The sequence below is a fragment of the Roseovarius tolerans genome (assembly GCF_900109855.1).
Lineage (GTDB): Bacteria > Pseudomonadota > Alphaproteobacteria > Rhodobacterales > Rhodobacteraceae > Roseovarius > Roseovarius tolerans.
The window spans coordinates 33,255-55,925 of sequence record NZ_FOBO01000006.1; the positions used below are offsets into that span (position 1 = coordinate 33,255).

Below are 22,671 nucleotides of genomic sequence, written 5' to 3' on the forward strand. Positions count from 1 at the left end.
TCTATTCCGCTGCGTGGCGCAGATCGTCGCTGTCGCCGGGATAGAGATAATCGCGAGTCAGCGGCACCGCGTCCTGCTTTGGGCTCATCTGGAACTGGAACACCACCTGGTTGTTGAGCCGGAACGTGAGTTCGCTGGCGATCAGGTAATAGCGCCACATCCGACAGAACCGATCATCATAAAGCGCGCGCACGCGGTCGATATTGGCCTCGAACCGCCTGCGCCATTCGCGCAGCGTCTCGGCGTAATGCAGCCGCCAGACCTCGACATCGGTGGTCACCAGATGATGATGCTCGATGGCCGCTGTGGCCTCGGACATGGCGGGGCAATAGCCGCCCGGGAAGATGTACTTGGTGATCCACGGGCTTGTCGCACCGGGCGGCCCGGCCCGCCCGATGGTGTGGATCAGCGCGATGCCGTCGGGCCTGAGCAGGCGATGCACGCTGGCGAAATATTCATCGTAATGCGGCACGCCCACATGTTCGAACATGCCGACCGAAACGATACGGTCGAACTGCCCGGCCACGTCGCGGTAATCCATCAATTCGAACCGCGCCTTGTCCGAAAGCCCCGCCTTCTCGGCGCGGGCATTGGCCATCGCATGCTGTTCGCGCGACAGGGTCACGCCGGTCACATCTGCCCCGAAATCGCGCGCCAGCGTCAGCCCCATGCCGCCCCAGCCGCAGCCGATATCGAGCACGCGCATCCCCGGCTTTATCAGCAATTTGCGCGCGATATGTGCCTTCTTGGCGGCCTGCGCCTCTTCCAGTGTCATGTCGGCGCGGGCGAAATAGGCGCAGGAATACTGACGGTCCTCGTCAAGAAAGAGGTCGTAGAGTTCGCCCGACAGGTCATAGTGATGCGCCACGTTGCTGCGCGACCGCGTCACCGGGTTGAACTGGTCCAATCGTCTTGTAAGACGCCGCATCCCCTCCAGCGGGCGGCGGAACCACGGCTGGCCCTGTGCGGCGATATTCATGATCGCAAGGCTGAGAAAGCCGTAGACGTCATCACCGTCAAACGTGACGGTGCCGTCCATATACCCCTCGCCGATAGCCATTTCGGGCGAGATCACGATCCGGCGCGGCAGCGTTGCATCATGCAGCGTCACCGCCGCCTCGGGGCCGTCGCCGGGGCCATAGGCGCGGGTCAGCCCGTCGGGGTAGGTCACGCGCAGGCGCCCACGCTTGAAAAGATGGGTCAGCAACCCGTCCAGAGCCTTGGTCCACATGCTACACCTCGTTTTCTTGCGCACGTCCTGCGGCGCATCCTTACGGCGTACCAAACCTGTCCCTGCACCCGGTTTCCGGGCCAGCCTGCTCGTGTGACGGGTATTTTTGCGCAATTCCCCTGTTCTGTAAACGGTTTTGCCCGGCAGTGCACCGGCCCGCCCTTGACTTTGCCGCCCCGCCAAGGTGTATCGGCCCGGACCCAAGAGACAGGCCCGCGACCGGGCTCGGAGAGGATATCATGCACAGCTATCGCAGCCATTCCTGCGCAGATTTGACGAAAACAGACGTGGGCGAGACCGTGCGCCTGGCAGGTTGGGTGCATCGCATCCGCGATCACGGCGGGGTTCTTTTCATCGACCTGCGCGATCACTATGGCGTGACGCAGGTGCTGTGTGACCCCGACAGCCCGGTCTTCGCCGAGGTGGAAAAGCTGCGCAGCGAGTTCTGCATCCGAATCGACGGCGAGGTGAAGGCACGCGACGAAGGCCTGGTGAACCCCAGAATCCCCACCGGCGAGATCGAGGTGTTCATCCGCGACATGGAAATCCTCGGCGCCGCCGCCGAATTGCCGTTGCAGGTCTTCGGCGAGCAGGAGTATCCCGAGGAGACGCGCCTGCGCTACCGCTATCTCGACCTGCGCCGCGAGGCGATGCAGCACAACATGACCCTCCGCTCCGACGTGGTGGCCGCGATGCGCCGCCGGATGTGGGATCAGGGCTTTCGGGAGTTCCAGACGCCGATCATCACCGCCTCGTCGCCGGAAGGCGCGCGCGACTTTCTGGTGCCCTCGCGCCTGCATCCCGGCAAGTTCTACGCGCTGCCGCAGGCCCCGCAGCAGTTCAAGCAGCTGATCATGGTCTCGGGCTTTGACAAGTATTTCCAGATCGCGCCGTGCTTTCGCGATGAAGACCCGCGCGCCGACCGCTCGCCCACTGACTTCTACCAGCTTGACCTCGAGATGAGCTTTGTCGAGCAGCAGGACGTGTTCGACACGATTCAGCCGGTCATTCAGGGCGTGTTCGAGGAGTTCGGCGAGGGGGCCACGGTCGACAAGGTCTGGCCGCAGATCAGCTATCGCGACGCCGCCCTCTGGTATGGCACCGACAAGCCCGACCTGCGCAACCCGATCAAGATGCAGGACGTGTCCGAGCATTTCCGGGGCAGCGGCTTCGCGATCTTTGCCAAGCTGCTGGAGCAGGACGGCACGCAGATCCGCGCCATTCCCGCCCCTACCGGCGGCAGCCGCAAGTTCTGCGACCGGATGAACGCCTTTGCCCAGAAAGAGGGGCTGCCGGGGATGGGATATATCTTCTGGCGTGAGTCATTGTCTGCAGACATCAACAAGCGTGCAGCAGAGCTCCTCAAAAAGTGGGACGTTGAGGGTGTTGTATCTAACATGGACGACGTCGACGATTTCCTTACGGAATTTAATGATGAAGTCCTGATGGGAGACGAGTACGCGCGACGCCAACAAGAGATTGCGGACGCAAAGAAGGCCGGCGACAAAGAAAAGGTCGCGTTTCTCACCCGAGCCTACACGATGGAAGCCGCCGGCCCCCTTGCCAAGAATATCGGCCCCGAGCGGACCGAGGCGATCCGCCAGCAGCTTGGGCTTGGCGTGGGCGATGCGGCGTTCTTCCTCGGCGGCAAGCCGCAGGCGTTCGAGCGAGTGGCGGCCCGCGCTCGCGACGTGATCGGCGAGGAGTTGGGCCTCACTGAGAAGAACCGCTTTGCCTTTGCCTGGATCGTCGATTTCCCGATGTACGAGGCGGATGAGGAAACCGGCAAGGTCGACTTTTCGCACAACCCCTTCTCGATGCCGCAAGGCGGGCGCGCGGCGCTCGACGGGGATCCGCTCAAGGTGCTGGGCTATCAATACGACCTCGCCTGCAACGGGTATGAGCTGGTGTCCGGGGCGATCCGCAACCACAAGCTTGATATCATGATCAAGGCGTTCGAGCTGGCAGGCTATGGCGAGGATGAGGTGCGCAAGCGCTTTGGCGGCATGGTCAACGCGTTCCAATACGGCGCGCCGCCGCATGGCGGCTGTGCGGCGGGGATCGACCGGATCGTGATGCTGCTGGCGGGCACCTCGAACATTCGCGAGGTCATCATGTTCCCGATGAACCAGCGCGCCGAAGACCTGATGATGAACGCGCCCTCCGATCCAACCAGCGATCAGCTGATGGAACTCGGCCTGCGCGTCATTCCGCAGGACTGACACGCGCATGTCCCAGAGCCGCCCCCTCGGTCCGAAACTTGTGGATTGGCGGCCCCCGCCCGCCCCCGGTGGCACGCCGCTGGTCGGGCGCTATGCGCGGCTCGACCGGCTCGATGCGGATCGGCATGCGGGCGATCTGCACCGAGCGATGAGCGGCGATGCCTCGCTTTGGGATTACATGCCCTACGGGCCGTTTTCCTCGGCCTCGCAATATCACCGTTGGGCGCGCGAGGCGGCGGCGGGGACTGATCCGCTGTTCTATGCGATCACCGATCTCGATGCGGGGCAGGTCTGTGGCGTGGCGAGCTATCTGCGCATCAAACCGAACGCGGGAAGCATCGAGGCGGGCCATATCAACCTTGCGCCCGCCTTGCAGCGGACCCGCGCCGCGACCGAGGCGTTCTATCTGATGATGGATTGGGCCTTTGGCGCGGGCTATCGCCGGTTTGAGTGGAAATGCGACGCGCTTAACATGCCCTCGCGCCGCGCGGCGCAGCGGTTGGGGTTGAGCTACGAGGGCACGTTTCGGCAAGCCACGGTGGTCAAGGGACGCAACCGGGATACCGCGTGGTTCGCTACCATCGACACCGAATGGCCCGCGCTGAAAGAGGCGTTCGGCTTCTGGTTGGGGCCGGCGAATTTCGATGCGGAGGGTCGGCAGAGAGAGCGTCTTGGCGCTTTGACACGGTTGGTGCGCGTGACCTCGGACCCGGTGCAGAACGGCGGCTGACGAGGCTGAGGTTGCCGGTGAGGATGCTTGGCTTGCGTGACATATTGGTGGAGTGGGATGGCCTGAAGCGGTCATTGAATGACCCGTAGAAGGTGCGGCGTGATCGCAGGGCCGGGGACTGGCGATGCAACGGCTGATGTGCGCACTTTATCCCGGCCAAGTCATCCTGAACTCAACACGTTGTGCGCCGTATCAAATCGCCAGGCCGCGGGACGGCCCGGCGATCGCGCCGCACCTTCGGTGCGTTTCGCGCGGGATGCGGCAAAGGCAACAACAGGCCAAAACCTCCGAAATCGCAATCCGCCTGCTCAGAGCGCGACCAGTGCCGCCAGCCGTGTCTCGATCAGGGACAGGACGCGGGCGATCCCGGCCTCTGAGCCAAACCCGCTCAGGCCTGCCGCCGCGTCTGCCAGCACGTCATCCCCCGCCGCCCGCGCCACACCCAGCAGAAACTGCGTGACATAGGCGTGGGTGGCCGGATCGGGCATGTCCTCCAGCAGGCTGCGCACATGCTCCAGATCGTCGCGATAGGCCAGCGGATCGGGCGTGATCACCTCTTCGCTCAGCGCATAGGGCCCGGCAGGACAGCGGTCGCGGGGCAGGTGGCGCAGCATCTCCTGCTGGAACCGCCCAAGGCTCAGCGTCGGCTTGTCGAGAAACCCGTCGGCCCCGGCAGCCATTGCCGCCGCCCGGGTGCCGGGATCGCCGCTGCTGGCAAGGATCACGCCGACGCGGGGCGCTGCGCGCGCCATCTCCACGATCAGGTCAATCCCCGATCCGTCCGGCAGCCCCGGATCGACGATCACCACCGAGGGACGGTAAACCGACAGGTGCCGCCGCGCCGAGCCGAGGCAATCGGCCCGCCGGATGCGCGCCCCACTGCGCAGGCACATCAGGCGCAGCGCCTCAGAGGCATAGCGGCTGTCCTCGACGGCAAGAACGGTCATGCCCAGTAGCGGGCGTTGATGACTGGGGGCACGTAGCGGTGCGAGGCTGTCAAGGTCACTCATCGGGCTGGTCCTTCCTGCTTTGACTTTTCTCAGCATGGCCCGCGTTAGGTGAACACGAAGTTAATGCGCGGCTTGCGTCCCTCTGTCGCTTGTCAGGTGCGGCCAACATCCCCATAACAGCCGCAGACCAGACGAAAGGATCATGCCATGATCGGACGCCTCAATCACGTGGCCATCGCCGTGCCGGACCTCACCGCCGCCGCCGACCAGTATCGCACCGCGCTTGGTGCCAAGGTCGGCGCGCCGCAGGACGAGCCGGATCATGGTGTCACGGTCGTGTTCATCGAACTGCCCAACACCAAGATCGAATTGCTTTACCCTCTGGGCGAAGACAGCCCGATCAACGGCTTTCTGGAAAAGAACCCCTCGGGCGGCATTCACCATGTCTGCTACGAGGTCGATGACATCATCGCGGCGCGGGACCATCTCAAGGAAACCGGTGCGCGGGTCCTTGGCAGCGGCGAGCCCAAGATCGGCGCGCATGGCAAGCCGGTGCTGTTCCTGCATCCCAAGGATTTCAACGGCTGCCTCGTGGAACTGGAGCAGGTCTGATGGGTATCACCTCGGCTCTCGTGCTGCTTGCGGTGATCTGGTTCATGACCTTTTTCATCGTGTTGCCGATCCGCATCCAGACGCAGGGCGATCTGGGCAATGTCGTGCCCGGCACCCATGCCGGTTCGCCCGAGCATCATCACCTTAAGAAAAAGGCCTGGATCACCACCGGCATCGCGGTCGTGCTGTGGATCATCATCGGCGGCACGATCATTTCGGGCGTGATCACGCTCGAGGATATCGACATGTTCAACCGGCTGGGCCCGGGCTCCGCGCCTGAATAGCGTGGTAGATGTGGGTGAAGGTGGCCGCCCCCATGATCGGGATCAGCAGGTTGACGATCGGCACCGATAGCGGCAGCGCCATCAGCACCCCTGCCAGCCAGATCGTCATCTTGTGGCGGCGGCGCAGGGCCTTGGCCTTGACCCGCCCGACCCGGCGGATCGCCACCAGCGTGAAATATTCCATGCCCAAGAGATAGCCATTGAGCGCCCAGAAGATGAACGGCGCAAACGGCGTGAAGATTGCGTAGAGGATGAGCGCCAGCGTATTGGCCCCGACGATCACGCCCAGAAAGTTGATCGTGTCGCGCAATGCCTCGCCGAAGGGGATGTTCACGGCGGGCGGCAGAGACGGATAGTGCCGATCCTCCACCGCCTGCGCCACCACGTCGAGAAACATGGAGGTGATCGCCGAGGCGACCGGCACCATCAGAAAGACTGACAGCACGATCATCAACAATAGCGACGCGCCGCCCAGCAGGTCGCCCAGCCATGTGACCTCGCCGATCAGCGGCAGCGTGGTGCTGTCGCCGACAGCGGATTGCACCAGCCACAGCACCCCGGAATAGGCCACGATCAAGAGCGCCAGCGTCAGCCCCACGCCAAGCAACAGAACCTTGCGGAAACGCGGATCGCCGATCTGGCCCATGGCCTTGAAGAAGCTGGCAAAAATCATTCCGGCATCCACTGCGTGACCGCGTCAAGATCGGGGCGCGGGCGTTCGGGCGGGGCGCTCGTCTCGGTGCCGATATGGATGAACCCCGCGATCCGCTCATGCGGCGCGAGCGCGAGCGCCGTGGTGGCGAAGCCCCGGTCATGGCTCGCCCATCCGCTGAGCCAGTTCGCGCCCCAACCGGCGGCGAGCGCGGCATTCAGCAGCCCGAGGCAGACGCAGCCTGCCGAATAGGTCTGCTCCAGCGTTGGGATCTTGTCCGAGGCCTTCGGGCTCTCGATCACGGCCACGGCGAGATGCGCATCGGAAAACTGCGCCTGCGCCTTGGCGATATCCTCGGGCGACTTGCCCATGCGCGCGCCCACCTCGGGCACCAGACCCGCAAGGCGCAGGAGTGCGGCGCGTTCCAGTACGATCATGCGCCACGGCTCCAGCTTGCCGTGATCGGGGACCCGCATGGCGGCCTGCAAGAGCGGGCGCAGCGCGGCCCGATCCGGCACCGGCAGGCCGAGCGTCTTGGCGGGCCGGGACCGGCGGGTTTGCAGAAAGTCGAGCGCGGCAGGGTTGGGCGTGGGCATGGGCGGCCTTTCGGATCAGTTCGCCCCACATGTCGGCAAGCGCGCGTCCGGGGTCAAGACCAAACCCGGCGAAAACCGCTTGGGTCCCGGGATGCGAGGCGCTATCGGGTGCACATGGCCCACCCCGACCTCAGCCATCTCGCCCGTCCCGGCACGCAGATTTCCATCCGCGTGACCCCCAAGGCCTCGCGCGATCGTATCCTGGCCGAGGGCGATACGTTGCGGGTCTACGTCACCACCGCACCCGAGGATGGCAAGGCCAACGCGGCCGTACAGAAACTGCTGGCCAAGGCGCTTGGAATTGCAAAAACGCGGCTGCGTCTGATCCGGGGCCACAGCGCGCGCAACAAGGTCTTTCAGGTGGACTGATGCGGCTCACGTTTTTGGCACTGGCAAGTCGGTGCGGGCGCGCCTAACGTCGCCGCCATGAACGCCGATATCGCCCTGCTCGACAGCCGTTATTCCTGGACACGGCTCGCCATCTCATTGGCCATCGCGATGGTGGGCAATGTCGGCATGTGGTCGATCATCGTGGTGATGCCCGCAATTCAGGCCGAATTCGGAGTAGACCGCGCGGCAGCCTCCTTGCCCTATACGCTGACCATGGTGGGCTTTGCCTTAGGCAACATGGCGATCGGACGGGTGGTGGACCGGTTCGGGGTGACCACGGCGCTGATCGGCGCGGCGCTGCTGATTGCGGCGGCGACGGGGGCGGCGGCGCTGAGCCCGTCGGTGCTGGTGCTCTCGGGGCTGCAACTGCTGATCGGCTTCGGCACGGCGGCCAGTTTTGGTCCGCTCATCGCCGATATCTCGTTGTGGTTCCTGAAACGACGCGGCATCGCCGTGGCGATCACGGCGAGCGGCAATTACCTGTCGGGCGCGATCTGGCCGGTGATCCTGGCGGGCATCCTCGCCGGGCAGGGCTGGCGCGCGGTCTATCTGGTGCTCGCCGTGGTGACGCTGGCGACGGTGATCCCTCTGGCGCTCTTCCTGCGCCGCCGGGTGCCGCTGGCAGCGCGGGCGCATGCCGACAGCCTGTCTGCGGCGCGCGCGGGCACGACGGGGCTCTCGCCGCGCATGCTCGCGATCCTGCTGGGGATTGCGGGGGTGGGCTGCTGCGTGGCCATGTCGATGCCGCAGGTGCATATCGTCAGCTACTGCGTCGATCTGGGTTACGGCCCCGCTGTCGGCTCGCAGATGCTGTCGCTGATGCTATTGGGCGGGGTGGGCTCGCGGCTGGTATCGGGACTGCTGGCGGACCGGTTGGGCGGGGTGCGCACGCTGCTCATCGGCTCGGCGCTGCAAGGGCTGGCGCTGATGCTCTACCTGCCGTCGGACGGGCTCACCTCGCTCTATATCGTCAGCCTCATCTTCGGCCTCGCGCAGGGTGGCATCGTGCCCAGCTATGCGGTGATCGTGCGCGAATACATGCCAAGCGCCGAGGCCGGGCGCCGCGTCGGCTTTGTGCTGATGACCACCATCGTCGGCATGGCGCTTGGCGGCTGGATGTCGGGCTGGATCTATGACGTGACCGGCAGCTATCACATGGCCTTTCTGAACGGCATCGCGTGGAACGGCCTCAATATCGGGATCATGGTGCTGATCCTGCTGCGCACCAGACCCCGGAGCGCGGTCCCGGCCTGAGCGTCGCTAAGTGAGTATTTATGCCATAAAGAAGCCGATCCGGTTTCTTTATGGTCCAAATACTCAAATCCGGTCACTCTTCGTGAACAATCTTGATATGCCGTTCACCGCGTGCCTCGGCCAATGCCATCTGTTTCTGGCGCTCGCGAAACCGCGCCTTGTCCGCGTCCGAGGTTTCATGCGCGCAGAGGTGGCAGGCGACGCCCTCTTCATAGTCTGGGCGGCCCATGTCCTCGGGCAGGATCGGGCGGCGGCAGGCGTGGCAGAGACGGTGCGGCCCTGTCCGCAACCCGTGGCCCACCGAGACGCGGCCATCGAACACGAAGCACTCGCCCTGCCAGGCGCTTTGATCCTCGGGCACCTCTTCAAGATATTTCAGGATGCCGCCCTTGAGGTGATAGACATCCTCCACCCCTTGGCCCAGCAGGTAATTGGTGGATTTTTCGCAACGGATGCCGCCGGTGCAGAACATGGCGATCCGCTTGTTGTGGAAGCGGTGCTTGTTTTCTTCCCACCACGCGGGAAAGTCGCGGAAGGTGGCGGTTTCGGGGTCGACCGCGCCCTCAAACGTGCCGATTGCCACCTCGTAATCGTTGCGGGTGTCGATCACGGCGACATCGGGGCTCTGGATCAGGGCATTCCACTCAGAAGGCTCGACATAATGCCCCACCTTGGCGCGCGGATCGACATCGGGCTGGCCCATGGTGACGATCTCTTTCTTGAGCCGCACCTTCATCCGGCGAAACGGCTGTTCGGCGCTCTCGCTGTCCTTCCACTCCAGATCGGCGCAGCCGGGCAATGCGCGGATATGTGCCAGAACCCTTGCGATACCCGCCTCCGGCCCGGCAATCGTGCCGTTGATCCCCTCGCGCGCCAGAAGCAGCGAGCCGCTGATGCGCTCGGCTTCGCAGAGCGCCTGAAGCGGGCCCTGAAGGGCGGCGGGGTCGTCAAACCGGGTGAAATGGTAGAGTGCGGCGATCCTGTACATGGCGCGCGATTTACGCCCCCTGCGCCCGTCCCGCAAGAGGGCAGGCCCCCTGATCGCGCCTATCCTGCGCCTTCGGAGACCCACAAGGCTGTCGGCACCCCATTCACTCCGAAAATCCGTACCCAGATATATCTGGGCCTGCCGGTGAGCACCCACTCTGCCACATATTCCGATCCGGACATAAGGTAGCAGGACCCGACAATGCGTGCCCGCATCTCGGGTGTGGTGAAAAAAGGATCGCCCTGATCGCCGTCGTGACGGATACCGAAGCCGTGGTAATTCGCCCGATCCTGCTGCACGATGGCGCAGAAATCGCGTAGCGGCTGGCCGCGGGAATTGCGCATGTCCTCGGCTTGGATGCTGGTGTAATATTCGCCCATGAACTGCTGTGCGGCGGCGGGCACCGCCAACATGCAGGCCGTCAGGCAGAGCGATACGATCCTCATCATCAAATTTCTCCCTTATTAAGTATCTGTTGAAAATCGGCGTTTTGGCAGAGTGCCATGGGGCGGCGGATCAGGCAACGGCGGCATCGCTTTTGAAAACGGCCTGCCATTGACGCAAGCCTGTCGCGCACCTACCCCTATGGGGCAAAGGAGACCCGCGCATGACAACCGCCCTGATCGTGATCGACATGCAAAACGATTTCTGCCCCGGCGGCGCGCTTGCCGTGCCCGAAGGCGACAGCATCGTGCCCGCCATCAACGCGCTGATGGCGCACTTTCCGGCGGTGATCCTGACGCAGGACTGGCACCCGGCGGGGCATTCGTCTTTTGCCTCGTCGCATGACGACAAGGCCCCCTTTGATATGGTGGATATGCCCTACGGTCCGCAGGTGCTCTGGCCTGATCATTGCGTTCAGGGCAGTCAGGGAGCGGCGTTTCACGAGGGGCTGGATACCGACCGGGCCGACCTGATCATCCGCAAGGGCTATAACCCGGCGATCGACAGCTATTCGGCGTTCTTCGAGAATGACCATGAAACCCCCACCGGGCTGCACGGCTATTTGCAGACGCGCGGCATCAACGATCTGACCATGGTGGGGCTGGCCACGGATTTTTGCGTCAACTTCTCGGCGGTGGATGCGGCACGGCTGGGATATCGCGTGATGGTGCGGCAGTATCTGGTGCGCGGCATTGATCTCGATGGCTCGCTCGCCGCGGCGGTGAAAGGTATGCGGGAGGCAGGGGTGGTCTTTGCGTGAGCGACCTAGCCTCTGATATCCGCGCCTGTCGGCTTTGTGCCGAGCGGTTCGCCGCCACCCATACCGAGCACGAACCTCGCCCGGTGGTGTGGTTCCGGCCCTCTGCGCGGATGCTGATCGCGGGGCAGGCGCCTGGGATGCGGGTGCACCAATCGGGTAAGCCGTTTGACGATCCCTCGGGCGACCGTTTGCGCGATTGGCTGGGGCTGAGTGCGACTGAGTTCTACGACACATCGCGCGTGGCCATCGTGCCGATGGCGTTCTGTTTTCCGGGCTATGACGCCAAGGGATCGGACCTGCCACCGCCACGCATCTGTGGCCGCACCTGGCATGACCGTGTGATGCAGGAGCTCGACAAGGTGGAACTTACCGTGGTCGTGGGCGGTTATGCACAGAAGTATCACCTCGGCGTCAAGACCGGCGTGACCGAAACCGTGAAGGCCTGGCGCGACCATGCACCGCGGCTTTTTGCCTTGCCGCATCCGTCGTGGCGCAATACCGCTTGGCTGAAGAAAAATCCGTGGTTCGAGGACGAGGTGCTGCCCGAATTACGTGCGCAAGTTCAGAAGGTTATCCATGACTGACGCGACCCGTCTTGATGACACCCATACCGCGATGGAGGCGGCACCCGAGGATGCGGGTGCACGCCTGCGGTTCTACGAGACACTGGCGGCGAGCGAGCTTTATCTGCTGCTGAAATCCGAGCCGGAGGGCGAGGTGCTCGATCCGGAAGTGTTTGAATTGCCGGAAAATTCCTTTGTCCTCGTGTTCGACCGCGAGGACCGGCTTGCGCTTTTCGCGGGTCGCCCGGTGCCCTATGCCGCGCTGAGCGGGCGCAGCATCGCGGCAATGCTGGCGGGGCAGGGGGTGGGGCTGGGTCTCAATCTCGACGTGGCCCCCTCGGCGATCCTGCTGCCGCCCGAGGCGGTTGACTGGCTGGCCGCGACGCTGTCGGAGGGGCCCTCGGAGATCGAGGCACGGGCGCAGGAGTTCAGCGCGCCCAAGGGCTTGCCCGAGGCGGTACTGACCGCGCTCGACGCGCGGCTGGCGAGCATGACGGGGCAGGCCCGCATGGCCTATCTGGTGGGCGTGACCTATGAGAGTGGCGCGCGTGGGCACATGCTGGGCTTTGTCGGGGCCGTTCCCGAGGCGCAGGGCGCCTTGGCACGGGCGGTGTCGGAAGTGCTGGTCTTTTCGGGGCTGGAGGCGGCGGCGCTCGACGTGGCGTTCTTTGATGCCTCAGATCCCGTGGCGGCGCGGTTGGCGCGCTGCGGGTTGCGGTTTGACCTGCCGGAACCGCCCGTAGTGGAGCCACGTGCGGCACCCGGTTCTGACCCGGATAAGCCGCCTGTTCTGAGGTAGTTTACGTATCTCAGTAGCCGTTTTCGCGGTCCACCAGATGCAGGAACGGCTCGCCGGTTTCGCCGCGGCGGACATTCTCGGCAATCACCTGCGCTGCGGTTTCCGACCGCGTCTCGGAGGCGATATGGGGTGTGACCGTGACGTTCGGATGCGCCCAGAATGGGTGCTCAGCGGGCAGCGGCTCGACCCGGAAAACATCGAGCGTGGCATGGGCGACATGGCCCCGGTCCAGCGCGGCGAGGAGCGCGTCATCGTCGATGAGCGGACCGCGTCCGGGGTTCACGATCACCGCGCCTTGGGGCAAGAGCGCGAGGGTATCGGCGTTCAGCAGGTTCTCGGTCTCATCTGTCAGCGGCAGCAGCAGCACGAGGATATCGGCGGCCTTGAGCGCCGCCTGCAGCCCCGCGTCGCCCGACAGGCAGCTGACACCGGGGATGTCTTTGGGCCTGCGGCTCCAGCCGGTGACTGGAAAGCCGAGGCGCACCAGCATCCGCGCGCAGGCCTCGCCCAAAGCGCCAAGACCCAGCACTGTTACGCGCCGGTCGCTGGCCAGCGGCGGGGCCTCTGCGCGCCATTCGCCGTCCTGCCCGAGGATGTGCCGGTCCATGCCGAGGTGATGCCGCAGCACGTGGCCCGTCACCCATTCCACCATGCCTTGCGTCAGCCCGTGATCCACCATTCGCGCGAGGGGAATGCGCAATGTCGGATTGCCGACGATGTTCTCGACCCCGGCCCAGAGATTGAGCACCGCCTTGGCGCGGGTGTAGGGGGTGAAATCCTGCACGGCGCTGTCTGGGGCATAGATGATGTAATCCACGTCCTCGGGTGCGAGGTCGGTGGACAGGGTCGCATCGACCCCCTGCTCCGACAGCGCCTTGGTCAGCGGTGCTTGATAGATGCGCCATTGATCGGCGCGGGCGGCAAAGAGAATGTTGACGGGCATGGGTCACCTTGGTCTGTGGATGTTCGCGCTCTGGATCAAGCCGAAGCCGATCATCAGGACCAGCATGGCAGAACCGCCATAGCTGACCAGCGGGAGCGGCACGCCGACCACTGGCATCAGCCCTGTCACCATCGCCATGTTGACCGCGAAGAACAAAAAGAACGTCATCGCCATACCAAGGATCAGCAGCGAGGAAAACCGGTCGCGATTGGCCAGCGCCGCCGAGATGCAGAAGATCAGGATCAGCGCATAAAGTCCGAGGATCGACACGCCGCCGATAAAGCCGAATTCCTCGGCCAGTGTGACGAAGATGAAATCGGTGTGCTTCTCGGGCAGAAAATTGAGCCGCGATTGGGTGCCCTGCATGAAGCCGCGCCCAGTCCAGCCGCCGGAGCCGAGAGCGATCTTGGATTGGGTGATGTGATAGCCTGCGCCAAGCGGGTCGGTCTCGGGATTGAGGAAGGTGTCGATGCGGCGGAACTGGTAATTTTCCAGCATTTGCCAGTCGGTTCCCCGGCTTTGAAAGACGGTGAAGATCAACCCGACCGCAGCGAGGACCACGGTCACGAAATAGGCCCAGTGCACGCCTGCGACGAACATCATCACCCCGCCTGCCGCCAGCAGCAGGATCGAGGTGCCGAGGTCGGGTTGGCGCAGCACCAGCGCCACCGGTGTGAGGATCAGCGTCACCGGGATCAGTATCCAGATCGGCCGCGAGACGCGCGACATGGGAAGCCAGTCGTAATAGGCCGCCAGCACCATAACCAGCGTGATTTTCATCAGTTCCGAGGGTTGCAGCCGCATCACGCCGAGATCGAGCCAGCGTTGCGCGCCCTTGCCCTCGACCCCGACCAGCGCCACCGCGATCAGCAGCGCGAGCGAGACCAGGTAGGCCACCAGCGAGACGTTGCGCCAGAACCAGATCGGCACCATCGCCACGATGAGCATTGCAACCAGCCCAAGGGCAAAGCGTTTCATCTGTGGTTCCGCCCAGGTCGAGAGCGAGCCGCCCGCAACCGAGTAGAGCATCAGGAAACCGACCGAGGCCACGGCCACCAGAAGGATCACGAGGGGCCAGTTCAGATAGAGGATCTTGCGTGGCCCGCTTGGCGTGGTCTTGACCGTATGTTCGAGATAGCTCATGCGCGATCTTTCTCACCGGCCCCGGGGCGCAGGCGTTGCTGGCGGAGTTCTTCTTGCTGCGTGCGGATGCGGGGGCGGTCGGCCGTTGGATAGGCCTCGAGCGGCGGATCGCCGCCGTAGAGGGCCTGCAGCGTGATGTCGCGGGCAATGGGTGCCGCCGCCGTCGAGCCGCCGCCGCCATGTTCGACAATCACCGCCACGGCATATTTCGGCGCGTCATAAGGGGCATAATCCACGAAAAGGGCGTGGTCGCGCTGCGTTCGCGGCAGCGCGTTGTTGTTGAGTACGCCGGTCGCCCGCTCGCCCGAGGAGATGTTGCGCACCTGGCTGGTGCCGGTCTTGCCCGCCATGCGCATCGCGTCCTCGACGATGCGGCTGCGATAGGCGGTGCCGCGATTGCTGTTGCTGACCGCATACATGGCGCGCCGTACCTCGCGCAGGTTGTTCTCGTTGAGGCCCATATCCTCGCCACGGCCCGAGGGCTGTTCGACCCCGTCGATGGATTTCACCAGCCGGGGCGTGATCTGCCGCGAGGTGGCCAGCCGCGCCGTCATAACCGCCAGTTGCATCGGCGAGGCCAGCACGAAGCCCTGGCCGATCGAGGCGTTGATGCTGTCGCCGACCACCCAGGGCTGACCGCGATTGGCCAGCTTCCATTGCCGTGTCGGAACAAGCCCCTGCGCCACCGAGGTCATCGGCAGATCGAACTGTTCCCCAAGCCCGAGGCGTTCGGCCATCGCGGAAATCTTCTCGATCCCGGTGCGCAGGGCCAGTTCGTAATAGTAGACGTCGCAGCTTTCGCGCAGCGAGCGGTGGAAATCGACATTGCCATGCCCGCCGCGTTTCCAGCAGTGAAAGCGGCGCCCGCTGATTTCCTTGTGGCCGGGGCAGTAGACCGTCTCGTTTATGTCGATCTGCCCATCTTCCAATGCGGCGAGCGCGGTGACCATCTTGAAGGTGGAACCGGGCGGATAAATCCCCTGCACCGCCTTGTTCGGCAGAGGGCGGTAAGGGTTTTCCAGCAGCGCGCGGTAATTGGCGACGGAAATGCCGCGCACGAAGAGGTTGGGATCGTAGCTGGGCGATGACGCGCTGACCAGCACGTCGCCGCTCTCGCAGTCGATCACCACCGCCGCTGCGCTCTCGCCCTTGAGCCGGGCATGGGTATAGCCCTGCAACTCGTTGTCGAGTGTGATCTGGATATCGGCCCCGGGCTGGCCTTCCTGGCGGTCCAGTTCCCGCATGATGCGCCCGGCGGCGTTTACCTCGACGCGGCGGCTGCCTGCGGTGCCGCGCAGCAGGTCCTCGCGCCGCGCCTCGAGTCCGATCTTGCCGATCTGGAAGCGTGGCAGGCGCAACAGGGCCTCGGGGGCCTCGATCCGTTCGAGATCCTTGTCGCTGACCGCGCCGACATAGCCCACCACATGGGCGTAATCGTCGCGCAGCGGGTAGCGCCGCGAGAGGCCGACTTCGGGCATGACGCCGGGCAGCGCGGGGGCGTTGACGGCGACCCGGCTGATCGCCTCCCAAGTGACCCGGTCGGCCACGGTCACGGGCGTGTCGCCGCGCAGGTCACGCAGGTCGCGCCGCGCCTTTTCCAACTCGCCCGGGTCCAGTTCCACGAGGCGGGCAAGCCGTGCGATCACCGCGTCCACGTCGCCCGCCTGTTCGCGGATCATGGTGATCCTGTAGCTGGGAATGTTCTCGGCGATGATCTGACCATTGCGGTCAAAGACACGTCCGCGCGCGGGCGGCAAGAGCTGGATGTTGATCCGGTTTTCATCGGCCAGCAGGCGGAACTGATCGGCCTGTTCCAGTTGCAGGTGCCGCATGCGCAGGGCAAGGGCGGTCATCACCCCGGCCTGCAGCCCGCCAATGACCAGCCCGCGTCGCGTGATGCGACGCTGGCTTTCGGCGGTATCGCGGGTCGGCCGTCTCATGCGCGGCCCGCCGCTGTGTCGAGGTCACCCGGCGCACGTTTGCGCACACCGAAGAGCGCATGCGACAGCAGTGCCACCAGAGGGTAGACCAGAAGCGTCGCAACCAGTTGCATCAGGCTGAGGCCCAGAGGGGCCTGATCGACCATCAGGATCGTGAGAATGAACCGGTAGGCCAGCGTCATCACGACAAGCGTGCTGCTGACAGCGGCCCATTCGGCGGCAAAGGTCAGATCGCGCAGCGAGGACGCTCGGTTGCGCAGCGTCTCGAGCCCCAGCACGGTGATCGCGGCCCAGAGCCCCGGCGGGCGTTGCAGCAGCAGATCCGTCCCCAATGCCACGAGGGCCACCAGCAGCACCGGCACATAGTCGGGGCGCCGCACGGCCCAGGCAAAGGTCAGCGCCAGAAAGATGTTTGGCCCGGCCCAGCCCGGCGGCATCGTGTCGAGCGGCAGCAGATGCACGAATACCAAGACCCAGCTGAGCCCAAGATAGAGCGCGCGCATTATCCAGACCCGGGGCAGCACCGTATCAGCCATTGCTGGCCTCCGCCGCGATTGCGGGATCAAGGGGTTGCGCGTCGGGCAGGGACGAGGGGGAAATGAGGTCGCCGGGCGTGTTGATGTCTTCGGTTGCATAGCTGCGCAGCACGCGCAGGAATTCCAGCCGCTCGTAATCGGCGGCGATGCGCACCCGCATGCGCCCGCCCGGATCTTCGGCCAGTTGGCCGACCAGCAGACCGGCGGGAAAGACCCCACCATCGCCCGAGGTCAGCACCCGGTCGCCGGGGCGCACCTGATCGGGCGTTTCGATGAAATCCACCAACGGCGTTATGGAATTGTCGCCGATGATGAGCGCGCGCTGCCCCGACGGCTGGAGCGTCACGGGAATGCGGCTCGATGTATCGGTGAGCAGGATCACCCGCGCGGTATTGCGCCCCACCCCCGAGATGCGCCCGACAAGGCCCAGCCCGTCCATCGCAGCCCATCCATCCATGATCCCGTCGCGGGATCCGACGTTGATCAGCACCGATTGCCGGAACGGAGAGCCGCTATCGGCCATCACCACGCCGGTGACATAGGTCAGGCGCGGATCGAGCTGCACATTGTTGAGATCGAGCAGGCGGGCGTTTTCCTGTTCCAGCTGGAGCGCTGCCTCTTTCCACGCCTTCATCTGCTGCAATTCGCGGCGCAGGTCCTGATTTTGCTGATACATGCGCTGATAGCTCTGGAAGTCTCTCAGGATGTTCACCGCGCCCGTCACCGGGGCCATCGCCCAGTCGAAGGAGGGCACGACCCGGTCCACCACCTGCGCGCGAAAGCGTTCAACGCGCGGGCTGTCGATGCGCCAGAGCAGGAACAGACCGAGCAGGCACAACAGAAGCACGCCCAGAAGCAGACGCTTGAGCGGGCCGCTATAGTCTTCGCTCTGTCCGCGATCCTTGGCCACGGGGTCCCCCTTTTGCTCTAAAAGGTGGGCGGGTTAACTGTCGTAGTCAATCGCGTGGCGCAGCTGTTTCTCGAATTCGAGCGCCTTGCCCGTTCCGAGGGCCACGCAATTGAGGCTGTCATCGGCGATCGACACTGCCAGCCCGGTCTGCTCGCGCAGGGCCAGATCGAGATCGCCCAACAGCGCGCCGCCGCCCGTCAGCATCACGCCCCGATCGACGATATCGGCGGCAAGATCGGGCGGCGTTGCCTCGAGTGCGGTCATCACCGCCTCGCAGATCTGCTGTACCGGTTCGGCGAGCGCCTCGGCTACCTGCGCCTGACTGATCTCGGTCTCTTTCGGCACCCCGTTGAGCAGGTCGCGCCCGCGTACCTGAATGGAGGTGCCGCGCCCGTCATCGGGCATCCGCGCGGTGCCGATCGAGGTCTTGATGCGTTCCGCCGTGGCCTCGCCGACGAGCAGGTTCTGCTGACGCCGCAGATAGCTGATGATCGCCTCGTCCATCCGGTCGCCGCCGACCCGAACCGAGCGGGCATAGACGATATCACCAAGCGACAGCACCGCCACCTCGGTGGTGCCGCCGCCGATATCGACGACCATGTTGCCGGTCGGATCGGTGATCGGCATGCCCGCGCCGATCGCCGCCGCAATCGGTTCGGCGATCAGGCCCGCGCGGCGGGCACCGGCGGACAGCACCGACTGGCGAATCGCGCGTTTCTCGACCGGGGTCGCGCCGTGGGGCACGCAGACGATGATCTTGGGCTTGGAGAAGGTCGAACGCTTGTGCACCTTGCGGATGAAATGCTTGATCATCGCCTCGGCGGTGTCGAAATCGGCGATCACACCCTCGCGCATCGGGCGGATGGCCTCGATGCTTCCGGGTGTGCGGCCGAGCATCAGCTTGGCATCCTCGCCAACGGCAAGCACCTTCTTGACACCGTCCTTGATGTGGTAGGCCACCACCGAGGGTTCCGACAGGACGATGCCGCGCCCCTTGACATAGACCAGCGTATTCGCCGTTCCCAGGTCGATCGCCATGTCCGATGAAAAGAGACTGGGAATTCTGTCAAAGATTGCCATTTACGTAACTGTCCTGTCGCCCCAATGAAGATTTGCCCCGCGACTCGGGCGGTCGGGGGCCGGATTTCCTTATAGTTGGCGGCCTGCACGGGCGAAAGGGGCTGTTTCAATCCTGTAAGCACCAAACCGCCACATCCGGTCTCACCCGTTGAGATGATCAAGCCGTGCGCGCACCGACAATCCGTGCGCCTCAAGGCTCTCTGAGCGGGCCAGCGTCTCGGCGGCGGGGCCGATGGCGCGCAGGGCCTCTGGCGTCATCTTGGCCAGCGTGGTGCGTTTGAGGAAATCCATCACCGACAGGCCCGACGAGAACCGCGCCGAGCGGGCGGTGGGCAGCACGTGATTGGGCCCGCCCACGTAATCGCCGATGGCCTCGGGCGTCCAGGCCCCGAGAAAGATCGCGCCGGCATGGGTGATTTGCTGGCTCAGCGCGTCCGGGTCGCTTACGCAAAGCTCCAGATGCTCTGGCGCGATGCGGTTGCTGAGCGCGGCGGCGGTATCGAGATCGGGCACCGTTATGATCGCGCCGAAATCGCGCCAGCTGGCCCCGGCGATGGCGCGCCGTTCCAGCGTTTGCAGATGGCGTTCGATGGCCGCCTCCACATCGCGCGCCAGCCCTGCATCGTCGGTGATCAGGATGGCCTGCGCGCTCTCGTCATGTTCGGCCTGGCTCAGCATATCGAGCGCGATCCAGTCTGGGTTCTGTCCCTTGTCAGCGATCACCAGGATCTCGGAGGGGCCTGCGATCATGTCGATGCCCACCTTACCGAACACCCTCCGCTTGGCCGCCGCCACAAAGGCGTTGCCCGGCCCGGTGATCTTGTCCACCGGGGCGATGCTCTCGGTGCCATAGGCAAGCGCCGCCACCGCTTGCGCGCCGCCGATGCGATAGATTTCGTCCACCCCCGCGATCTGCGCGGCCAGCAGCACCAGCGGATTGGCCTTGCCGTCCGGCGTCGGCACGACGATGGCCAGCCGCTCCACCCCCGCCACCTTGGCCGGGATCGCGTTCATCAGCACCGAGGATGGGTAGGAGGCAAGGCCTCCCGGCACATAAAGCCCCGCCGAACCCACCGGCGTCCAGCGCCATCCAAGGCTCGCGCCGCTTTCCTCGGTCCAGCTTGCATCCTCGGGCAGTTGGCGTTCGTGATAGTCCCGGATGCGGGCGGCGGCGAGTTCGAGTGCGTCACGTTCGGCGTCAGGCACCTGCGCGATCAGGGCCGCCACCTCTTCGGGCGAAAAGCGCAAGGTTTCCGGCGTCAGCTCCAGCCGGTCGAACCTCGCGGTAAGTTCGATCACGGCGGCATCGCCGCGCGCGCGCACATCCTTGATGATCGCGGCGACGGTGTCGTCCACGTCTGGGCTGTCCTCGCGCTTGGCGCTCAGCAGCGCCGTGAACTGCGCCTCGAAATCAGCGGTGGTGGCGTCGAGCGTGATCGGCATGGCAGGTCCTTTCGACAAGGCAGATAGCGGGCGGGGGGCTGTGTCTCAAGTCCCGGGTTTCTTCTTGGCGAGAATACTCAAATACCGTCGCCTGCCACAGGTATCAGGCGTCGTGGCGGGGCACCTTTCCCGAAGGCGCGCGATAGGGGCGCGTGACATCCTTGAGCGTGACCTCGAGCGCCTCGATCTCGAGCCGGATCGCGCCATCGCCTGCAAGCGTCAGCAGCAGATGGACGGTGCCGTCGCCGGTCGGCTCGAAGCTGACCGACATCAGCGACAGGATCGTGTCGGGATCACCCCGGTCGATGCCTTGGCTGGCGACGCGCAGCACGTTCTCGACGACCAGCACCGATTGCACCCGTTCGGGCGCGTGGCGCTCGCGACCCTGATCTTCCCAGCGAAAGCGGTTGAGCAGCAGGCCGAAGCGCCGCGCGCCCGGTCGCCAGGTCATTTCGGTGATCGGAAAGACCGCATCCTGCGCGAGGCTGGAGATCACCTGCAGATCATCGACATCGAACGCACCCAGATTGAGCGGGGTCTCGCGCCCGTCTTCGAATTTGGCGTCTTCGGTCATTGGCCGCTGATCCTTTCGATCTTCGCACCGACATTGCCGAGTTTCTCCTCGACGCTCTCATACCCGCGATCGAGATGATAGACCCGGTTGACCACCGTCTCGCCCTCGGCTGCCAGCCCTGCGAGGATCAGCGACACGCTGGCGCGCAGATCCGTGGCCATCACCGGCGCGCCCTTGAGGTGTTCGACGCCGGTGACGGTCGCGGTGCCGCCCTGCACGTCGATTCTTGCCCCCATGCGCATCAGTTCCGGCGCATGCATGAAGCGGTTCTCGAAAATCCGCTCTTCGAGCACCGAGGTGCCTTCGGCGGTGCACATCAGCGCCATCATCTGCGCCTGCAGGTCGGTGGGAAAGCCGGGGAAGGGTTCGGTGATCACGTCAACGGCCCGCACGCGGCCATTCTGACGGCTCACCTTGAGGCCGTGTTCGGTTTCCTCCACCGAGACACCGGCGGCATTGAGCCGCTCGCAGAACGCCTGCACAAGGTCGATCCGCCCACCGAGGCATTCGACCTCGCCACCACAGATCGCCGGGGCCAGCATATAGGTGCCCAGTTCGATCCGGTCAGGCACCACGGGATGCGTCGCTCCGCCCAGACGGTCGACGCCCTGAATGGTGATTGTCGATGTGCCCGCGCCCTCGATCTGTGCACCCATGCGGCGCAGGCATTGCGCCAGATCCACGATCTCGGGTTCGCGCGCGGCGTTCTTCAGCACGGTCGTGCCCTTGGCCAGCGTCGCCGCCATCAGCGCGTTTTCCGTGGCCCCGACCGAGACGATGGGAAACTCGAAGGTGCCGCCCCTGAGGCCGCCGGGGGCCTTGGCATGGACATAGCCCTCGCGCAGGTCGAGTTCCGCGCCCATGGCCTCCAGCGCCTTGAGGTGCAGATCGACGGGCCGCGCGCCGATGGCACAGCCGCCGGGCAGCGACACGACCGCATGCCCGGCGCGCGCCAGCATGGGCCCGAGCACGAGGATCGAGGCGCGCATCTTGCGCACGATGTCATAGTCGGCGACGTGATTGTCGAGCGCGTGCGACGACAGCGCCAGCACCTTGCCGCCCTGCATCTGCGTGACCTCCGCCCCGAGCGATTGCAGGAGCGTGCTCATCGTCTTGATGTCCGACAGGCGCGGCGCGTTGGTCAGGGTCAGCGGCTCTTCGCTGAGCAGTGTTGCGGGCATCAGCGTGAGGCAGGCGTTCTTGGCCCCCGCAATCGGGATCTGCCCCTTGAGAGGGCCATTGCCCGTGACGACGATCGAATCCATCTGCTCTACCCTTTGTCCTTGCCACCGGTTTCCGGCTTGCCTGCCTCATCCGCACCGCGTGCGCGCATCTGCGCCTTACGCCGTGCGAGATTGGCCTTCAACGCCGATTTGAGCCTGTCCTCGCGGCTCTGGCCCTTTTTCGCGGGCGTGTCCGGTGTGGTTTTCTTGTTCATGCCGCCCGTCTTACAGGAGCCATCAAAAACCGTCCAGTTACCCCTTGCGCGAGGGGGCATTAGCGTCTAATCAGCGCGCCACGTGCTGCTGTAGCTCAGTGGTAGAGCGCACCCTTGGTAAGGGTGAGGTCGGGAGTTCAATCCTCCCCAGCAGCACCATTTACGTCCCGAAACTTAAACGCCTGGGTG

At 64.7% G+C, this 22,671-nt stretch carries 25 protein-coding genes and 1 tRNA gene; 10 read left to right on the forward strand and 16 right to left on the reverse strand.

All coding sequences use genetic code 11. The features are described from left to right. Window position 1: 1 nt before the first annotated feature. Entirely contained in the window at window positions 2–1,231 is a 1,230-nt protein-coding gene (locus tag BMX04_RS07400; protein ID WP_074785657.1) for an SAM-dependent methyltransferase, read from the reverse strand. Window positions 1,232–1,470: 239 nt separating this feature from the next. Between BMX04_RS07400 and aspS the strand changes: the two genes are divergently transcribed. Together aspS and BMX04_RS07410 are read left to right on the forward strand one after the other, a co-directional pair. Beyond that, window positions 1,471–3,453 (forward strand): aspartate--tRNA ligase, encoded by a 1,983-nt coding sequence (aspS, locus tag BMX04_RS07405; RefSeq protein ID WP_074785658.1) that lies wholly within the window; start codon window positions 1,471–1,473, stop codon window positions 3,451–3,453. A 7-nt stretch (window positions 3,454–3,460) separates the two neighbouring features. Continuing rightward, window positions 3,461–4,183, forward strand: coding sequence for a GNAT family N-acetyltransferase (locus BMX04_RS07410; RefSeq protein WP_074785659.1), 723 nt, complete (start codon window positions 3,461–3,463; stop codon window positions 4,181–4,183). 308 nt (window positions 4,184–4,491) lie between these two features. Here BMX04_RS07410 and BMX04_RS07415 read toward each other — a convergent pair whose 3' ends face one another. Next, entirely contained in the window at window positions 4,492–5,193 is a 702-nt protein-coding gene (locus tag BMX04_RS07415) for a response regulator (RefSeq protein WP_074785660.1), read from the reverse strand. A 147-nt stretch (window positions 5,194–5,340) separates the two neighbouring features. Here BMX04_RS07415 and mce point away from each other — a divergent pair, with 147 nt between their 5' ends. After that, window positions 5,341–5,745 carry a methylmalonyl-CoA epimerase gene (mce, locus tag BMX04_RS07420; RefSeq protein WP_074785661.1) on the forward strand — a complete coding sequence of 135 codons (405 nt, stop codon included), beginning with the start codon at window positions 5,341–5,343 and terminating at the stop codon, window positions 5,743–5,745. Next, entirely contained in the window at window positions 5,745–6,029 is a 285-nt protein-coding gene (locus BMX04_RS07425; RefSeq protein WP_074785662.1) for a DUF1467 family protein, read from the forward strand. Before mce ends, BMX04_RS07425 begins: the two co-directional genes overlap by 1 nt. On the opposite strand, the gene BMX04_RS07430 is transcribed toward BMX04_RS07425, so the two are convergent. Both BMX04_RS07430 and BMX04_RS07435 read right to left on the reverse strand, forming a co-directional pair. Then, a complete protein-coding gene (locus tag BMX04_RS07430; RefSeq protein WP_050663348.1) occupies window positions 5,995–6,702 on the reverse strand; it encodes an EI24 domain-containing protein in 708 nt (235 codons plus the stop codon). The two genes, BMX04_RS07425 and BMX04_RS07430, sit on opposite strands and share 35 nt — an antisense overlap. Beyond that, window positions 6,699–7,277, reverse strand: a complete 579-nt coding sequence (locus BMX04_RS07435) for a nitroreductase family protein (RefSeq protein WP_074785663.1) — start codon at window positions 7,275–7,277, stop codon at window positions 6,699–6,701. The genes BMX04_RS07430 and BMX04_RS07435 overlap by 4 nt, the downstream gene beginning before the upstream one ends. Window positions 7,278–7,391: 114 nt before the next feature. Between BMX04_RS07435 and BMX04_RS07440 the strand changes: the two genes are divergently transcribed. Then, a complete protein-coding gene (locus tag BMX04_RS07440) occupies window positions 7,392–7,646 on the forward strand; it encodes a DUF167 domain-containing protein (RefSeq protein WP_074785664.1) in 255 nt (84 codons plus the stop codon). A 57-nt stretch (window positions 7,647–7,703) separates the two neighbouring features. Continuing rightward, window positions 7,704–8,921 carry an MFS transporter gene (locus BMX04_RS07445; RefSeq protein ID WP_074785665.1) on the forward strand — a complete coding sequence of 406 codons (1,218 nt, stop codon included), beginning with the start codon at window positions 7,704–7,706 and terminating at the stop codon, window positions 8,919–8,921. A 73-nt stretch (window positions 8,922–8,994) separates the two neighbouring features. Here the strand turns inward: BMX04_RS07445 and trhO are convergent, their stop codons facing one another. Further along, window positions 8,995–9,909, reverse strand: a complete 915-nt coding sequence (gene trhO, locus BMX04_RS07450) for an oxygen-dependent tRNA uridine(34) hydroxylase TrhO (protein WP_074785666.1) — start codon at window positions 9,907–9,909, stop codon at window positions 8,995–8,997. Window positions 9,910–9,968: 59 nt separating this feature from the next. Further along, window positions 9,969–10,358, reverse strand: coding sequence for a hypothetical protein (locus BMX04_RS07455; protein WP_244888499.1), 390 nt, complete (start codon window positions 10,356–10,358; stop codon window positions 9,969–9,971). 158 nt (window positions 10,359–10,516) lie between these two features. Between BMX04_RS07455 and pncA the strand changes: the two genes are divergently transcribed. The 3 genes from pncA to BMX04_RS07470 are packed head-to-tail and all read left to right on the forward strand — an operon-like array spanning window position 10,517 to window position 12,475. Beyond that, entirely contained in the window at window positions 10,517–11,113 is a 597-nt protein-coding gene (pncA, locus tag BMX04_RS07460) for a bifunctional nicotinamidase/pyrazinamidase (RefSeq protein WP_074785667.1), read from the forward strand. Then, window positions 11,110–11,697 carry a uracil-DNA glycosylase family protein gene (locus tag BMX04_RS07465; protein WP_074785668.1) on the forward strand — a complete coding sequence of 196 codons (588 nt, stop codon included), beginning with the start codon at window positions 11,110–11,112 and terminating at the stop codon, window positions 11,695–11,697. The genes pncA and BMX04_RS07465 overlap by 4 nt, the downstream gene beginning before the upstream one ends. Then, window positions 11,690–12,475, forward strand: coding sequence for an SseB family protein (locus BMX04_RS07470; RefSeq protein ID WP_074785669.1), 786 nt, complete (start codon window positions 11,690–11,692; stop codon window positions 12,473–12,475). Before BMX04_RS07465 ends, BMX04_RS07470 begins: the two co-directional genes overlap by 8 nt. Window positions 12,476–12,485: 10 nt before the next feature. Here the strand turns inward: BMX04_RS07470 and BMX04_RS07475 are convergent, their stop codons facing one another. The 10 genes from BMX04_RS07475 to BMX04_RS19380 all read right to left on the reverse strand — a co-directional run bounded on the left by BMX04_RS07475 (window position 12,486) and on the right by BMX04_RS19380 (window position 22,482). After that, the gene (locus BMX04_RS07475; protein WP_074785670.1) at window positions 12,486–13,418 is read right to left on the reverse strand and encodes a 2-hydroxyacid dehydrogenase; all 933 of its coding nucleotides are present in this window, start codon (window positions 13,416–13,418) and stop codon (window positions 12,486–12,488) included. A gap of 3 nt (window positions 13,419–13,421) precedes the next feature. Continuing rightward, entirely contained in the window at window positions 13,422–14,561 is a 1,140-nt protein-coding gene (rodA, locus tag BMX04_RS07480; protein ID WP_074785671.1) for a rod shape-determining protein RodA, read from the reverse strand. Then, the gene (gene mrdA / locus BMX04_RS07485) at window positions 14,558–16,501 is read right to left on the reverse strand and encodes a penicillin-binding protein 2 (RefSeq protein WP_074785672.1); all 1,944 of its coding nucleotides are present in this window, start codon (window positions 16,499–16,501) and stop codon (window positions 14,558–14,560) included. The genes rodA and mrdA overlap by 4 nt, the downstream gene beginning before the upstream one ends. Continuing rightward, window positions 16,498–17,037 (reverse strand): rod shape-determining protein MreD, encoded by a 540-nt coding sequence (locus BMX04_RS07490; protein ID WP_074785673.1) that lies wholly within the window; start codon window positions 17,035–17,037, stop codon window positions 16,498–16,500. Before BMX04_RS07490 ends, mrdA begins: the two co-directional genes overlap by 4 nt. Then, window positions 17,030–17,947: a rod shape-determining protein MreC gene (gene mreC / locus BMX04_RS07495; protein WP_074785674.1), complete on the reverse strand. Its 918-nt coding sequence runs from the start codon at window positions 17,945–17,947 to the stop codon at window positions 17,030–17,032. Before mreC ends, BMX04_RS07490 begins: the two co-directional genes overlap by 8 nt. A 33-nt stretch (window positions 17,948–17,980) precedes the next feature. Then, window positions 17,981–19,027, reverse strand: a complete 1,047-nt coding sequence (locus BMX04_RS07500; RefSeq protein WP_050663361.1) for a rod shape-determining protein — start codon at window positions 19,025–19,027, stop codon at window positions 17,981–17,983. A gap of 141 nt (window positions 19,028–19,168) precedes the next feature. Continuing rightward, window positions 19,169–20,470 (reverse strand): histidinol dehydrogenase, encoded by a 1,302-nt coding sequence (gene hisD / locus BMX04_RS07505; protein ID WP_074785675.1) that lies wholly within the window; start codon window positions 20,468–20,470, stop codon window positions 19,169–19,171. A gap of 103 nt (window positions 20,471–20,573) precedes the next feature. Continuing rightward, window positions 20,574–21,044, reverse strand: coding sequence for a DUF2948 family protein (locus tag BMX04_RS07510; protein WP_074785676.1), 471 nt, complete (start codon window positions 21,042–21,044; stop codon window positions 20,574–20,576). Further along, complete coding sequence (gene murA, locus BMX04_RS07515) at window positions 21,041–22,309, reverse strand: UDP-N-acetylglucosamine 1-carboxyvinyltransferase (protein ID WP_074785677.1); 1,269 nt, start codon at window positions 22,307–22,309, stop codon at window positions 21,041–21,043. The genes BMX04_RS07510 and murA overlap by 4 nt, the downstream gene beginning before the upstream one ends. 5 nt (window positions 22,310–22,314) lie before the next feature. Then, window positions 22,315–22,482, reverse strand: a complete 168-nt coding sequence (locus BMX04_RS19380) for a hypothetical protein (RefSeq protein ID WP_175477338.1) — start codon at window positions 22,480–22,482, stop codon at window positions 22,315–22,317. An 84-nt stretch (window positions 22,483–22,566) separates the two neighbouring features. Here BMX04_RS19380 and BMX04_RS07520 point away from each other — a divergent pair. Then, window positions 22,567–22,641 (forward strand) — tRNA-Thr (locus BMX04_RS07520). Window positions 22,642–22,671 lie beyond the last annotated feature (30 nt).